This is a genomic window from Aromatoleum petrolei (assembly GCF_017894385.1).
GTDB classification, from domain to species: Bacteria; Pseudomonadota; Gammaproteobacteria; order Burkholderiales; family Rhodocyclaceae; genus Aromatoleum; species Aromatoleum petrolei.
Genome location: NZ_CP059560.1, coordinates 2059547 through 2073600 on the forward strand (window position 1 = coordinate 2059547; position 14054 = coordinate 2073600).

Annotated in this window: 10 protein-coding genes; 1 reads left to right on the top strand and 9 read right to left on the bottom strand. The window is 62.2% G+C overall.

Features of this window, described 5'->3' with window-relative positions; all coding sequences use genetic code 11:
* Positions 1–124: 124 nt before the first annotated feature.
* The 9 genes from ToN1_RS09390 to ToN1_RS09430 form a co-directional block, all read right to left on the bottom strand.
* Positions 125–1123 carry a hypothetical protein gene (locus ToN1_RS09390; RefSeq protein WP_169206205.1) on the bottom strand — a complete coding sequence of 333 codons (999 nt, stop codon included), beginning with the start codon at positions 1121–1123 and terminating at the stop codon, positions 125–127.
* Positions 1124–1281: 158 nt separating this feature from the next.
* Complete coding sequence (locus tag ToN1_RS09395) at positions 1282–3567, bottom strand: ATP-dependent DNA helicase (RefSeq protein WP_169206206.1); 2286 nt, start codon at positions 3565–3567, stop codon at positions 1282–1284.
* Positions 3564–4007, bottom strand: coding sequence for a VPA1267 family protein (locus ToN1_RS09400; protein WP_169206207.1), 444 nt, complete (start codon positions 4005–4007; stop codon positions 3564–3566). The genes ToN1_RS09395 and ToN1_RS09400 overlap by 4 nt, the downstream gene beginning before the upstream one ends.
* Positions 4007–4441, bottom strand: a complete 435-nt coding sequence (locus ToN1_RS09405; protein ID WP_169206208.1) for a hypothetical protein — start codon at positions 4439–4441, stop codon at positions 4007–4009. The genes ToN1_RS09400 and ToN1_RS09405 overlap by 1 nt, the downstream gene beginning before the upstream one ends.
* Positions 4438–6456 (bottom strand): integrase, encoded by a 2019-nt coding sequence (locus ToN1_RS09410; RefSeq protein ID WP_169206209.1) that lies wholly within the window; start codon positions 6454–6456, stop codon positions 4438–4440. Before ToN1_RS09410 ends, ToN1_RS09405 begins: the two co-directional genes overlap by 4 nt.
* Positions 6453–7985, bottom strand: a complete 1533-nt coding sequence (locus tag ToN1_RS09415; RefSeq protein WP_169206210.1) for a site-specific integrase — start codon at positions 7983–7985, stop codon at positions 6453–6455. The genes ToN1_RS09410 and ToN1_RS09415 overlap by 4 nt, the downstream gene beginning before the upstream one ends.
* Entirely contained in the window at positions 7969–9063 is a 1095-nt protein-coding gene (locus ToN1_RS09420) for a tyrosine-type recombinase/integrase (protein ID WP_210148078.1), read from the bottom strand. Before ToN1_RS09420 ends, ToN1_RS09415 begins: the two co-directional genes overlap by 17 nt.
* A gap of 306 nt (positions 9064–9369) precedes the next feature.
* Entirely contained in the window at positions 9370–9858 is a 489-nt protein-coding gene (gene ssb, locus ToN1_RS09425) for a single-stranded DNA-binding protein (RefSeq protein ID WP_169206212.1), read from the bottom strand.
* A gap of 24 nt (positions 9859–9882) precedes the next feature.
* Positions 9883–11067 (bottom strand): MFS transporter, encoded by a 1185-nt coding sequence (locus ToN1_RS09430; protein ID WP_169206213.1) that lies wholly within the window; start codon positions 11065–11067, stop codon positions 9883–9885.
* Positions 11068–11201: 134 nt separating this feature from the next.
* On the opposite strand from ToN1_RS09430, the gene uvrA reads away from it, so the two are divergent.
* The gene (gene uvrA, locus ToN1_RS09435) at positions 11202–14036 is read left to right on the top strand and encodes an excinuclease ABC subunit UvrA (protein ID WP_169206214.1); all 2835 of its coding nucleotides are present in this window, start codon (positions 11202–11204) and stop codon (positions 14034–14036) included.
* The last annotated feature ends 18 nt before the right edge of the window (positions 14037–14054 follow it).

Consider the following 14054-nt stretch of genomic DNA (forward strand, 5'->3'; position numbering starts at 1 on the left):
TATAGCATACGCGAGTCAACATTCGCAGCGAAGGGCAACATCGCCGCAGTCAGACTCCACGGGCGCAACTTGGAGAACCGCCACCCCGCCCAGAGCTATCGACCACGGCGCCTACCCGCTCGGGTTACCGTTCGACGAGGTCGGCATATTCGCATTCAGTGTTTGGTACAGGGACGCTGAGCTCGCGAATCCGTCGTAGCTTCGCCGGCCCAAGTCCTCTTACGGCCAGCAATGTTGCATCAGGTGAGGTCTCGATGACGCTCGGCGTTCGGAGCCTTAACTTCCAAAGCTCTGCTTTGGTCACCTCCGAAAGTCCCGGCAGTGTATTCACGAAGCGGGGGAAGAATCTTTCGACAACAGCCTGTTTTCCACCGAGTTTGCGCACGAACTTACTCCAACTTTCGTTAGCAAGCTCAGTTTTTAGTTGAGCCATCCTATCCTTGACCGGAACATTCTGCTCAACAATACCCCGGACAGCCACCAGAAATCTCAGATATTCTCTCCCCCCATCCGGCACCGGCCCGACATCTGATGCCACAGTAGAATCCTCGTCATGTGAGGCGTTTGGCTCTGCGCGCAACCTAGGAAGCCAGACACCGTGCCAAGCCTCCGTCGCAATGGTGGGGGGCACGCCCGAGCCGGAATACACTTCCTTGTGGCGACTGAGCACTCTCAACGGGGTACGAAGCTGTAGTGTCGCGAAAAAAACGACCCCGTCCACAAGGTCGTTATTGCCCCACACCGAAACTGGCGTGTCCTGCCTCTCGCCCACCGTGCGGCTGTAGGTGAGCTCCGACCCGATGTCCTCCGGATTTACTTGGGCATAGTAGCCCGCGTCAGCGTATTCACGCTCCAAATCCTGAATCGATTTCTGGACGCCAGGCAAGCTCGTGAGTTCCAAAAAACTATGATGGCTGACCAGCTCGATGAGCTCGGCGAGCTTCGCTTTAGCAAGGTTTAGCCGAGAAACCTTCGTCTCGGGATTTGTTGAACGGTTCGACAACTGCAATGACTCATTGATGATTTCAACAAGTCGCCGGGCACTATCCGCGATGACCTCCGTATCCCGCTCACTCCCTGCGAACATAGTACGCACCCGACCCACCCACGACGCAATTGACATTTCAGCCTCCTGCGATTGCGACAGTTCGTGCCACGAAATTTACGACGTTCTTGCAGCCCCGGCGTCAGTCATCTGAGCCCCGAACTCACGAATTACCACATATCATCGTAGCAGGACATAACTGCATAACTCACGTCTCAATCAGCATGGGCCGCGAGTTATCGCTTCTCAACAGGGGTCGTCCGCTCCGCAAGGTTCCGCCGAAGCAGCGAGCCCAGCGCCACATGCCGCTCATGGGAGCGCGGAAGGCTTTCTACCGCCCGCCGTGCGGCCGCCTGGTCTCCGACAAGAATGACCTGCCGTTGTGCCCTCGTGACCGCGGTGTACAGAAGTGTCCGGTCAAGAAGCCGATTGCCGGTGACGGGCACAATCACGCGAGGCCACTGCGACCCCTGCGCCTTGTGGACCGTGATGGCATACCCCAACTCCAAGTCGTCCAGCATGGACTCAAAGATAGGTCGGCGCTCACCGTCATCCCATTCAGCCCATGCGAGGGCGAGCCCGAGTTCCTCCCCGTTTTCGCCGGTAATGAGCCTTGGGGAGGCCTCGATTTGGACCAGCCTACCGAGCGAACCGTTTTGTAGCCCCCAATCCCACAAGTTCCGGGTACAGAGCAACGGGTCTCCAAGGCGAAAGCCGGTGCCTGCCATCGATTCATGCTGGTCGCTCCAGACCAGCAGCGGCTGCGCCTCTCCTGCCATGCGCTCCTGGCACAAAGCATTCAATCCGGCGACACCCCCTGCTCCGCTGCGTCGAGGCGAAAGAATTTGTGCGTCATCAGGGGATTGTCGGTACAGCCGGAAAACAGTCTCTGCCAGCGTGTCGGCTGGTTCAGCGCCCCCTCTCCTGGCCGATGTCGCGCAAGGAATAAAAGCAATCGGCGCCGACTCGACCGCCGGCAACTCGGGCCAGATGCCCGCGCGGATTGCCGCCGCAGCCTCAGCAATCTCCCCTCCATAGCGCTTAACCACGGTGAGCTCTACGGACGGAACTCCAGGTTGTCGAGATAACGCGTGGAGCACCAAACCGGGGCCGACGGGCATCAACTGGCTCGGGTCACCGACGAGGACCAGACGAACGTGCGGTGGAAGAAGCTCACAAAGACGATGCATGGTGATGATATCGACCATGCTCGCTTCATCGACCACCGCCACAACCGGGCCAGCGAGGTCCTCATCCTTCGTGTTGCGCAGGAAACTGGCGATGGTGGACGCAGGGCGGCCAGTAGCCTCCTGCATTCGTTTCGCAGCCCGTCCGGCCAGCGCCATCTGAACGACACGCACGCCGGCTCGGTCGTAAATCTGGTAGAGCCCCTTCAGGACAGTAGTCTTCCCGACCCCCGCGCCTCCCGTGATGATGGCAAAGGCATTGGCGGCTGCGGTCTGTACGGCAAGGCGCTGCTCGTCGTTGAGCGCGATTCCTTCGCTCGCCTCGTACTCGGCGATGCCTGTCTCGACCTCGCCCGCGGTGAGCAGTTGCGCCTCCGTCACCTTGACCAGTCGGTCCACGACGGCGCGTGCCACCGTGGCCTCCATGACGTAGGGCCCGACGGGGTGGACATCGTGCTCAGTGCCGATAATGTAGCTACCGTTCGACAACCCCTCCGCCAGAACGTCTGGAACCAACTGTCGCCACTGCGAATTGCCCTCTGAGACGTGCAAGATGGGCGCAAGGCGGTCCAAGAGCATCGAAAGCCGGGCGCAGGTATGTCCGGCACCGAAAAGCCGATACAGAGCCTCCTCGACCGCTCCTTGGAGTCGGCGCGGGTCTGTCTCCGCGATACCAAATTCATCCCGAGCCAATGCATCGACCTGCTGCCACGTCGCACAGAAGCTCAGCAGCCGATATGGGTCCGCCTCGATGCGGTCGGGCGTCTCGGTCCCGAAGAAGGCGACGACCTTACGCCCGACCGCCGCATCGAAGCCATGCCTCTCCAGCCATTGCAGGGTCCGGGTATCGCCATAGAGCTGCCAAGCGGCGATGACTTGGCGAGCACTCTCTTCCGTCAGCACGGCAGTGAGCGCCGAGAAATCGCCCTGGTCGAGGATGCCGTAGAGGTCCTCGTTGAACGTTTCCCACAGCCGGCGGGCCTTTACCCGCCCGATACCCTGAAAATCGGCACTTTCGGCCATCAGGGTAATGATGTGTTCGCCCGACGGCAGCGCGAGATTCATGTCGCTCGGCTCGATTTGCCATTCGGTGATGCGATAGCCGTTGACCGCGAGCACATTCTCGACCGGTTCGCCGGCTACGCGCCACCACTGGCCAGGCTGAACACGGGTCGTTCCGAGAAGGTCGCTGCTTGCGCGGACGACATAGTAGGCGCTTGCATCCTGCACCGTGCCACTGTCATCAATGGGGATGCCGGTGAAGATGCACCCGCCGAACCCACGCGGATTCTGGCTGCGGATGGACGACACCCGCAGGGTGCGTACGTCGTTCACCGCGGCACCCTGCCCGTGAGCGACAGAGCCTCTTGCAAGACGGCGTAACGCTCGAGCTGTCGTTTGAGTTCGCCGTTCTCCGCCCGGAGGCTGGCGTTTTCCTGTTCGAGACGCCGCAGGCGCTCGGTGTCGAGCATGGCTCGCTGGCCGCCCACCTCGCGCATGGGTGGCTCTGTGGCTTCGCCTGATGCCTGGGTCACGGCAATCGGGGGCGGCAGAACGCCACGTTGCCGTAACCCATCCTCTAGCTGTTTGAGGGCCTCCTTGATGCGTGGGTTTTGTGCCAAGGCCGACTTGGCAAAGCCGCACTCCGCCGCAATCTCTGCGCGTGACAAGACCGCGCGCACTACCATGTTGCGGAAGTCATCATCGGTCTTCGAAGCCGCCCAGGTCGTGAACCTGCGGACGTTTTCCTCGGCCAACTGCTGTCCGCTTGCCATTACTTGACCCCTTTGGAGCGGTCTCGCTCGGGCTTGGGAAGCGGGGTATTCAGCATGTCCATCGTGACGCCCTTGCGCTCGGCGTTAATCGCCCACGTCACGAACTGTTCCGTCAGAAGCTGGTTTTCCGCCTCCAGCCGGTCTACCTTGGCCTTGTAGCGTTCAGCTTGCGCAAGTGCCGCACGCACCCGTTCGTCCCGAGGCTCGCCACGCGAGCGCGGCAAGGTCCCCCTCAGCGCGTCTTTCTTTATCGAGAACGCGTTCGCAATCTGGGGATAGTCGGCGAACGTAAACCTCGAGTAGCGTATCCCCGTCTTGGCCTCGACCGAGGCTAACAAGAGCTCCCACGTCAGCTTGCCCTTCCAAGTATCGAGGGTGTCGAGTACGAAGGCGATGCGTTCAGCGGTCAGGTCCGGTGCCCTGTTCTTCTTCATGCCAGCGCCTTTCTGCGTGTGTTCTTGGCTATCTTGACAGGATGGGCGTTGTTAGCCGTAATGAGCGGAGCGTTGGCCACATCCAGCCTAATCCGCGCACCAACTGACACCGCGGGGTCGTCCAGAATCGAAAGGAGAGCATTGACTCGCTCGACAGTTTCAATCTGATGTTTGACCCATGTATCCGCGCCGTAGTCCTCTTCGCTCAGCGCTTCTTGGGCTTGCCTCAAAAGGTACTCGGTCTCGCTCTTGAGCAGCCGCAGGTTCGCCTCCTTATGCTCCTCTCCCTTGATGCATTCGTGCTCTTCGCAGTTGATGCAGTCGCGGTACATCTGACACGGCTCACTCGCGAAGTCATGGGGGCACCAACCGAACTCCGTCGTGTGCGCAGCAGTGAGCCCCAGGCCTTTGAACTCGCTCCGCGTCACGAGGCCCCTGCTCCCGCTGACGAGGGGCTCCAACTCAGACGTAAAGCCTTCCTTCAAGGCTCGACTGATGGGCGCCTGCACCTCCTCGGAGGTCCTGTGGTCGTAGGCGCGGTTCTGCGCCACATCCTTCCGACCAGAGAAAATCGCAATCTCGGTGCTGCTCAACCCCCCGGTTTGCGCAAGCATGTTCAGGTAGTGGCGCAGACTGTGGCTCCGAAGCTGAATTGGTGACCCATCGTCCTCGGTGTAGGTGAAGCGCTCAAACATAGAGCTTCTATCCTCACGAGCCCCGAAGTGATTGGTGATAACACCTTCATCGACGCAGCTGAACATGCACAGATAAGTGGCCTTTTCCGAGTGCATCTCGTTGGTCCGCATCACGGCCATAGCGTCTTGGCAAAGCAGTTCAGGAGCACCAGGCACGTACGGAAACGTTTCTGGAAGCATCGCGATGACTGCCCGTTCAACGTCTTCGAACAGGTAACCGATACGACGCCCACCGAGAGGCTGCTGGGGCAACTTTTTGACAAGGCGAGCCCAGTTGACCGCGGAACTCTTCTCCGCCCTCCCACCCCACAGGATGAGACCGATGTCATTCAACGTCAGGACCTCCTTACTCCTAAGGTGCGCGGCTTCGTCATGGAGGTACAGCTTCCTCGGGTTCGCGGTATACCAAGCGGCCAACTGCTGGGCGGGGGTCGTCACCCGAAGAATATTCGCAACGGCTTGGCGGGCGATGGGCGCCATCTCAGACGGTAGCCACTTGACGGTGTCTTCAAAGCCCTTCGACCCCGCCCAGCGCAACCCGAGCTTTCCGTGATATTCGCCGTCACCCTCGACCACGCAGTTGCGCCGTAGCCGGAGTACTTCATTGATGCGCTCCGGCGCGCAGAGCATCAAAGCTGTCTCGCTAGCAACCAAGACATCTGCTGGCTTGAAGGCATCAAAGAAGATGCCCCCAAGAGCACGGAGCGCCGCTGCGGACGGCAACTTGTCCTGGCGCGCCTTGAGGGCTTCCTTCGAGATGCGAGACCCCGTTTCCCCTGGCTTTTTGACTCCGTGCATCCAACGCTGTCGAAGCGAAATGAAGCCCTTCGAGCGCATGAAGTCCGCGATAGATGCGAGTTGGCCTGCAATACGGTAGGCCACGCCCGCCGACACCTGCTTGGCGAGTTCGACCGCACAGTCCAGCACCGTTTCATCGACTGCCGTGGGCCGCGAGCCCTTGCTCGACTGACGCAAGGCCGCTTCCAAGCATCGCAGCGCGGCGATTCGTTGACTTTGCGACTCCACGGGATTCTTGTCGTGGAGATAAACAAGTGCCGCCTTTGCAAAGTCAAGGAACGGTTGGGGCAGGCTCGGCTCCGGTTTGTCTTTCTTTGCAGCCTCATGCGTGCTGAACACTGCCCTGTTGACCTTGTTCTGCCCTCTGAAGTAACCCAAATCCCAAACGTTGTTGTCGAATTGTGTGCTGGCGCCAAGCACCTCAGAGTGCTTACAAAGCTCTATGAAGGCCTCGAGATTGGCCAAAGGCTCCAGTTCAGCCCGGGGGGTGAAGTTGAGGATGGGGGCATTGGGGCCGTTCATGCACCACCCCCCGTCGTGCCACGCTGCTGCCAAATTTCGGCGCACAGAGCGATGACTTCCTGGACCGCACGGATTGGCTCGTCGTTCACCGAAGCCATTCGGTCGTCGGCCGACCACTTCTCACGCTCAGCATAGAGACGCTGAAGCACCTTTTCATGAGGAGCGTCGAGCCAGGGCTCGAATCGGAAGCACGAATAACATGCCACTGGCTTGTTGAATGCGCAGCCGCCACCCTTGCCCGCGCAACTGCCGATAGGCGCTGGAGATACGCGGAAGTCAATAATGCGACTGCCGGGAGCGCCTTTTTGGGTGCTGCTCTCTTCACCTTCGACTAATTGCCCCTTGAAAGCCCGAGCGAGCGGGGCGAGCAATGTGCCCATCGTCCTGTCCAGGTTCTCGACTATCTTCGGTGAGTTCGCAACGTACACCTCAACGTTTTGAAGGTCAGCATGGCCTAGGCGGTTCGCGATGAGCACCTTGCTTGCACCTTCCTCCGCCAGTCGGGTACCGAACGTGTAGCGGAACCGCTTGGGCGTCAATGGCGTCGGCGCGAAGTCAAGTCTCGGCGTTGGGGGCGCAATGTCTGCCATTTGCGTTTTGAAGCATTGCGACAGAGCACTGGGGATGCAATGCCCATAGAACAGGTCGTCTTTTGCACGAAGTTGCTTTCTAGGCCTTCGCGGCATGACTAGTTCCGAGGGAAAGAATGCCGATTCTTGCTCATAGCCCTCCGCCCGCAATCCACTTATGTAGTCAGACATGAGCCGTGCGGTTTGGGGGCTGATGTCAAACTGCAGGAAGCTAGACCGCATGTGTTCCTCTCTCGTCTTCGCCTGCGGCAAGCTGAGGACTGCGGTGGCGCAATCAAAGTCAAGAATTTTGAGAGATGCGTACTGGGAAATGCGGCCCCCGCACGCAAGCAAGAGTCGCGTTAACAGGACCGTCCACAGCGGAAGCTCACCTCGCCCGTAGGCCGCGTTCACCGCCGAGTACAAAGCGGTGTATTCCCCCTCGCTGAACGGGCCTGCGACCGGATTTCTTGTTCGTACGGCCTCTCCCTTTTTGTTCCCAGGCTTCCGCCGCTCTTCCAGGTATGTGGCGCACTCCGGCTCGACGCCAGGCAACCCCAAGGCCACCCATTTCTGCAGCAGTCCATTGAGAGTCCCAAGCCGACCCACCTCGTGAGGCGACAACCTGGCCGCATAGTTCGAGATATGCTGCGCGTTTATTGGCCCATCTGGGCATTTCTGGATAATGTCCACAAAGTGCGAGAATGACTTTTGGAGATTCGAGACGTGCGAAGATGAGTGGCCCTTGACGTAAGGAATCAACGCCTGCTTTAGCGAAGGGACGAAGACTTCAAATCCGTTGCTGTAACGGCGAAAGTCCAATCGCGCGTCATAAGGCCCATCAGCCCACTCCCACACGTCGCCCCGTGGGTCGAAGCTAGCGCCGCTGCGGGTGAAGACGCGCTGCGGCAGCGTGGTAACTAGCGCAGAGAAAGACCGAAGCTCAGTTTTCTGGGACATCTAGCTGTTCCTGTAATTTCAGAGCGAGCTCTCGACCTTTTCGGCTCGTGAATTTACGAGTGTAGAATGCAGCAGACTGCGACTTATAGACCCAGCCCTGTTGTTCATTCCGGGCCATCTCTGCGAGAGCGTCCTGCAGGCCCATCAATTCAGCCTGCTCGGAGAAGCGCTCGTTCCAAGTGTGCCGCATGACATGGCTCGTCAGCCGGACCGGCAGACCTGGGCAGGCTTCGCGAAGTTGCGCAAATATCTTGTCGATGCTCTTCAAGGACAAAGGCTGTCCGTCGTCTGCGACGATGAGCTGGGGATACTTGCGAGCCACTTTAATTTTGTTTCGGTCATCCCTGATATAGCGCCAGACGGCTTTGATGATGGCTGGCCGCAACTCCAAGATTCGGTCGTTGGTCTTCGTGCTTGCTTCGATGCGACGGGGGTCCTCTATTGCATCGGCCCGACGGAGAACGCGCAGTTGCGGCAGGCGTTGCTCCAAATCGCGAATCTGCAGACCAAGCAGTTCGCCACGACGCATACCTGTGGCGAGCAAGAGCACAATAATCAGCCAGTTCCGCCGACGGACGAATCCTCGCTCCCAAGGGTTGTCAGGCGAATCAGGGTGAACCAGTTTAACGAGCCGGTCTTGGTCCTCCTTTGAGAGCCCCTCTCGCGCGCCGACCTTGGCCCTTTTGGATACTTGAGGCACCTGGGCGCGAAATACTTTAAGTGCGTCAGCACTCTCGCTCTTAAGCGAGTTTCCTTGAAGCGCTGGCAGAGTCGCGGCGTAATAGGTGGCGAGAAACTCCAAGTAGCTCGCCATGTACCGGATGCGTGACGCCTGAGTCGCCACATCCACGGCCTTGACCTCCTCGATTGCGACTTTACGGCGCATCCGGATTCGCTTCATATCAACGACGTTGGACGGACCGGGCTCGCCGACATCCTCAAGGGAAAGGTCGGCGACGTGATACTGAGCCGCATCCGCCAATCGGTTGAGTTCGGGCACCGTCAAGAATTGCCCCCGCCTCAACCGTTCAAGCAGGTCAACACGAGCCTTGGCCAGTTCCCGGTAGAGCAGCGCCAAGATGGTGCAGACGCCATGAATGGTGTTAGCAGCGCGCCCACGTCTGCGGAACGTTGCCAAGTACAGCGTTACTTCGTGGACAGGCAGACCACCTGGCCGACTTAGAACGGAGTGGCGCTCCCCGTTTCGGAACCGGACACGCTTTGCGACGAATCTCGTCATCTACCCACCGTTTTTACAAAGTAGTAGTTATCCCCTGAGCACCAGTACACCACAAAATAGAACGTTGGTAAAGCGTAAACTAAAAAAGCCTGCACCCTTGCGGAGTGCAGGCTTTCAATCAACAAAAATGCTGCAAGGTGGGTTCTAGAACGGGATATCGTCGTCGAAGTCGCCGAACCCGCCGCCGCCCGACTGGCTCGGCGCCTTCTGCGCGGGCGCCTGCTGCGGGGCCTGGCGCGCCGGTGCGGACGGGGCCTCGTAGCCACCGCCCATTGGCGCATCGCCACCGCCGCCACCCTGACGCGAACCCAGCATCTTCATCTCGTCGCCGCGGATCTCGGTCGTGTAGCGGTCCTGGCCGTCCTTGTCCTGCCACTTGCGCGTCTGCAGGCGCCCCTCGACGTAGATCTGGCTACCCTTGCGCAAGTACTGCGCGGCGATCTCGGCCAACCGCCCGAAGAACACCACGCGGTGCCACTCGGTCGCCTCCTTGCGCTCGCCGCTCTGCTTGTCCTTCCACGTCTCGGTCGTCGCCACGGTGATGTTGCAGATCGCGTCGCCACTCGGCGCATAGCGGGTTTCCGGATCGCGGCCCAGGTTGCCGATCAGGATGACTTTGTTCAGGGAAGCCATGAGGTTCTCCTCCGATGTTTCAGGTTAGTGTGCCGCCGACGCCGGCGTCACACGGCGGGCGGGCGGATTCATTGAGGCTGCCAGCAGCAGCCAGATCACGGCGAGCACGCCGCACACGAGGTTCACGGCGCCGCTGCCAAAGTGCTCGGCCAGCCAGCCCCCCAGCATGCCGCCGATGAACAGCCCGGCCGACTGCAGGGTGTTGTACAGGCCCAGCGCCGTTCCTTTCGCGTGCGCCGGCGCCACCTTGGAGATCCACGACGGCAGGATCGCCTCGAGTACGTTGAAGGCGACGAAGAACAACGTCAGCCACAGTCCCAGCGTCACGGCGCTCTCGCCGAAGGCGAAGAGTCCCGCCTGCACGATCACCAGCAGGGCGACCGCAGCGCCGAACACCTGCTTCATGCGGTTGCGCCGCTCCGCGACGATCACCGCCGGCACCATCGCCGCGAACGACAGCACGACCGCCGGCAGATAGACCTTCCAGTGCTCCGGCAGCGGCAGGTTCGCACCGCTCACCAGCGCGGCCGGCACCATCACCCACATCGCCGTCTGGATCAGGTGCAGCACGAATACCCCGACGTTCAACCGCATCAGCTGGCCGTCGCGGAACACCTCGCCGAACAACCCGGTCGGCGCGCGCGGCACTGGCGGCGCAGCCGGCACCACGTAAAGCACCACACCGATCGCCGCGGCCGCGAGGATGGCCGTCAGCCAGAAGATCCCGCTCATGCCAATCGCATTATACAGAAGCGGCGCCGCCACCATCGACAGCGCGAACACCAGCCCGATGCTGGAGCCGATCATCGCCATCACCTTGGTGCGGTGCTGGTCGCGCGTCAGATCCGCCGCGAGCGCGGTGACCGCCGCCGAGATCGCGCCGGCGCCCTGCAGCACCCGCCCCGCGATCACCGTCCCGATGTCGCTGGCGACCGCCGCGACGGCGCTGCCGATCACGAACAGCACGAGTCCGAACACGATCACCGGCTTGCGCCCGAAGCGGTCCGAGGCCACGCCGTAGGCCATCTGCAGAAAGGCCTGCGTCAGCCCGTAGGCACCGATCGCCAACCCGACCAGGGTCAGGTTGTCACCCCCGGGAAGCTGATGCGCGTGCACCGAGAACACCGGCAGGATCAGGAACAGCCCGAGCATGCGCAGCGCGAAGATCGCCGCAAGGCTCGCGCCCGCCCGGCGTTCTGCGGGGGTCATCGGATCGTGCTCGGGTCGGGCCATCGTTCTCAGGGCTGAAACAAAACGGCGATTCTAGCACCCGTCGCCCGCCGGTTTGGCTTGCGTCGACGTTCTCTCGTATAGTGGCGCGTTACCCTTCGTCAGCCCGCCCCATGGACGAAATCCGCATTCGCGGCGCCCGCACCCACAATCTCAAGAACATCAGCCTCGAGCTGCCGCGCAACCGGCTGACCGTGATCACCGGGCTGTCCGGCTCCGGCAAGTCCTCGCTCGCCTTCGACACGCTCTACGCCGAAGGCCAGCGCCGCTACGTCGAATCCCTGTCGGCCTACGCACGCCAGTTCCTGCAGCTGATGGAGAAACCGGACGTCGACCTGATCGAGGGTCTGTCGCCCGCGATCTCGATCGAGCAGAAAGCCACCAGCCACAACCCGCGCTCCACGGTCGGCACGATCACCGAGATCCACGACTACCTGCGCCTGCTCTACGCGCGCGCCGGCACCCCCCACTGCCCCGACCATCCCGAGCACCCGCTGGAGGCGCAGACCGTTTCGCAGATGGTCGACCACGTCCTCGCCCTGCCCGAAGACACGCGCCTGATGATCCTCGCGCCCGTCGTCGCCCACCGCAAGGGCGAGCAGAGCGACCTCTTCGCCGACCTTCGCGCGCAGGGCTTCGTGCGCGTGCGCGTCGATGGCCGCATCGCCGAACTCGACGCCATGCCCGCGCTCGAAAAGGGCCGCCGCCACACCGTCGAAGTCGTCATCGACCGCCTCAAGGTCCGCGCCGACCAGCGCGGCCGCATCGCCGAATCCTTCGAGACCGCGCTGACCCACGCCGACGGCCGCGCCATCGCGGTCGAGATGGACACCGGCACCGAACACCTCTTCTCCGCCCGCTTCGCCTGCCCGGTGTGCAGCTACGCGCTCGCCGAACTCGAGCCGCGCCTCTTCTCGTTCAACAACCCCGCAGGCGCCTGCCCCAAGTGCGACGGCCTCGGCCAGGTCGAATTCTTCGATCCCGCCCGCGTCGTCGCCCACCCCGAGCTCTCGCTCGCCGCCGGCGCGATCCGCGGCTGGGACCGCCGCAACCAGTTCTACTTCCAGATGCTCGCAAGCCTCGCCGACCACTACGGCTTCGACATCGACACCCCGTTCGGCGAATTGCCCGACGAGGTCCGGCAGGTCGTGCTGCACGGCTCCGGCCGCCACAAGATCGCCTTCCGCTACCTCTCCGACGCCGGACGCATGGTCGCCAAGGAACACCCCTTCGAAGGCATCGTCCCCAACCTCGACCGCCGCTACCGCGAGACCGACTCCACCGCCGTGCGCGAGGAGCTCGCCAAGCTCCGCGCCACGCAGGCCTGTCCGAGCTGCCACGGCACACGCCTGCGCACCGAGGCGCGCCATGTGCTCATCGGCGACCGCTCGCTGCACGAAGTCAGCCGCATGCCGCTGGGCGAATGCAAGGCCTTCTTCGACGGCCTCGCTCTTGCCGGCCACCGCGGCCTCGTCGCGGCCAAGATCGTCAAGGAGATCTCCGACCGGATCAGCTTCCTGATCAACGTCGGCCTCGACTACCTCTCGCTCGACCGCTCCGCCGACACCCTTTCCGGCGGCGAAGCGCAGCGCATCCGCCTCGCCAGCCAGATCGGCTCCGGCCTCACCGGCGTCATGTACGTCCTCGACGAGCCCTCCATCGGCCTGCACCAGCGCGACAACGACCGCCTGCTCGGCACGCTGCGTCAGCTGCGCGACCTCGGCAACACCGTCATCGTCGTCGAGCACGACGAAGACGCCATCCGCTGCGCCGACTACGTGGTGGACATGGGTCCCGGCGCCGGCGTGCACGGCGGCGAGATCGTCGCGCGCGGCACCCCGGCCGAGATCGTCGCGAGCGACGCGTCGCTCACCGGCGCCTACCTCGCCGGCCGCTACACCATTCCCGTCCCGAGACGCCGCTCCGCCCCCGATCCCGAACGCCACCTGCGACTCGAGGGCTGCACCGGCAACAATCTCAAGAATGTCGAACTGACCATCCCTGTCGGCCTGTTCACCTGCATCACCGGCGTCTCCGGCTCAGGCAAATCGACTCTCATCAACGACACCCTGTACGCGCTCGCCGCCCGGCACCTCTACGGCTCGACCACGGAACCTGCCCCGTTCAGCGCCGTGCACGGCCTCGACCACTTCGACAAGGTCATCAACGTCGACCAGAGCCCCATCGGCCGCACCCCGCGCTCCAACCCCGCGACCTACACCGGCCTGCTGACGCCCGTGCGCGAACTCTTCGCCGGCGTCCCGGACGCACGCGCGCGCGGCTACGGCCCCGGCCGCTTCTCCTTCAACGTCAAGGGAGGCCGCTGCGAAGCCTGCCAGGGCGACGGCATGATCAAGGTGGAAATGCACTTCCTGCCCGACATGTACGTCCCCTGCGACGTGTGTCACGGCAAACGCTACAACCGCGAGACGCTGGAGATCCGCTACAAGGGCAAGACCATCTACGAGGTGCTCGACATGACGGTCGAGAACGCCCTCGAATTCTTCCGCGCTGTCCCGACCGTCGCGCGCAAGCTCGAAACGCTGATGGACGTCGGCCTCGGCTACATCCGCCTGGGCCAGAGCGCCACCACGCTGTCCGGCGGCGAAGCCCAGCGCGTCAAGCTCGCGCTGGAGCTCTCCAAGCGCGACACCGGCCGCACCCTCTATATCCTCGACGAACCCACCACCGGCCTGCACTTCCGCGACATCGAACTCCTGCTCGGCGTACTCCACCGCCTGCGCGACCACGGGAACACCATCGTCGTCATCGAGCACAACCTCGACGTCATCAAGACCGCCGACTGGCTGGTAGACCTCGGCCCCGAAGGGGGCGACCGCGGTGGCCGCATCCTGTGCAGCGGCCCGCCCGAAGCGCTCGCTGCCCACCCCGACAGCCACACCGGCCGCTACCTCAAACGGATGCTTGCCCCACCGTCATGCGCCTGAATACAGCAACGTGGGTAT

Coding starts and splice junctions, on each gene's coding strand:
- ToN1_RS09430 (WP_169206213.1), bottom strand. CDS start 11,067: ATGACCCCCGCAGAACGCCGGGCGGGCGCGAGCCTTGCGGCGATCTTC.
- ToN1_RS09400 (WP_169206207.1), bottom strand. CDS start 4,007: ATGGCAAGCGGACAGCAGTTGGCCGAGGAAAACGTCCGCAGGTTCACG.
- ToN1_RS09415 (WP_169206210.1), bottom strand. CDS start 7,985: ATGTCCCAGAAAACTGAGCTTCGGTCTTTCTCTGCGCTAGTTACCACG.
- ssb (WP_169206212.1), bottom strand. CDS start 9,858: ATGGCTTCCCTGAACAAAGTCATCCTGATCGGCAACCTGGGCCGCGAT.
- ToN1_RS09405 (WP_169206208.1), bottom strand. CDS start 4,441: ATGAAGAAGAACAGGGCACCGGACCTGACCGCTGAACGCATCGCCTTC.
- ToN1_RS09410 (WP_169206209.1), bottom strand. CDS start 6,456: ATGAACGGCCCCAATGCCCCCATCCTCAACTTCACCCCCCGGGCTGAA.
- uvrA (WP_169206214.1), top strand. CDS start 11,202: ATGGACGAAATCCGCATTCGCGGCGCCCGCACCCACAATCTCAAGAAC.
- ToN1_RS09390 (WP_169206205.1), bottom strand. CDS start 1,123: ATGTCAATTGCGTCGTGGGTGGGTCGGGTGCGTACTATGTTCGCAGGG.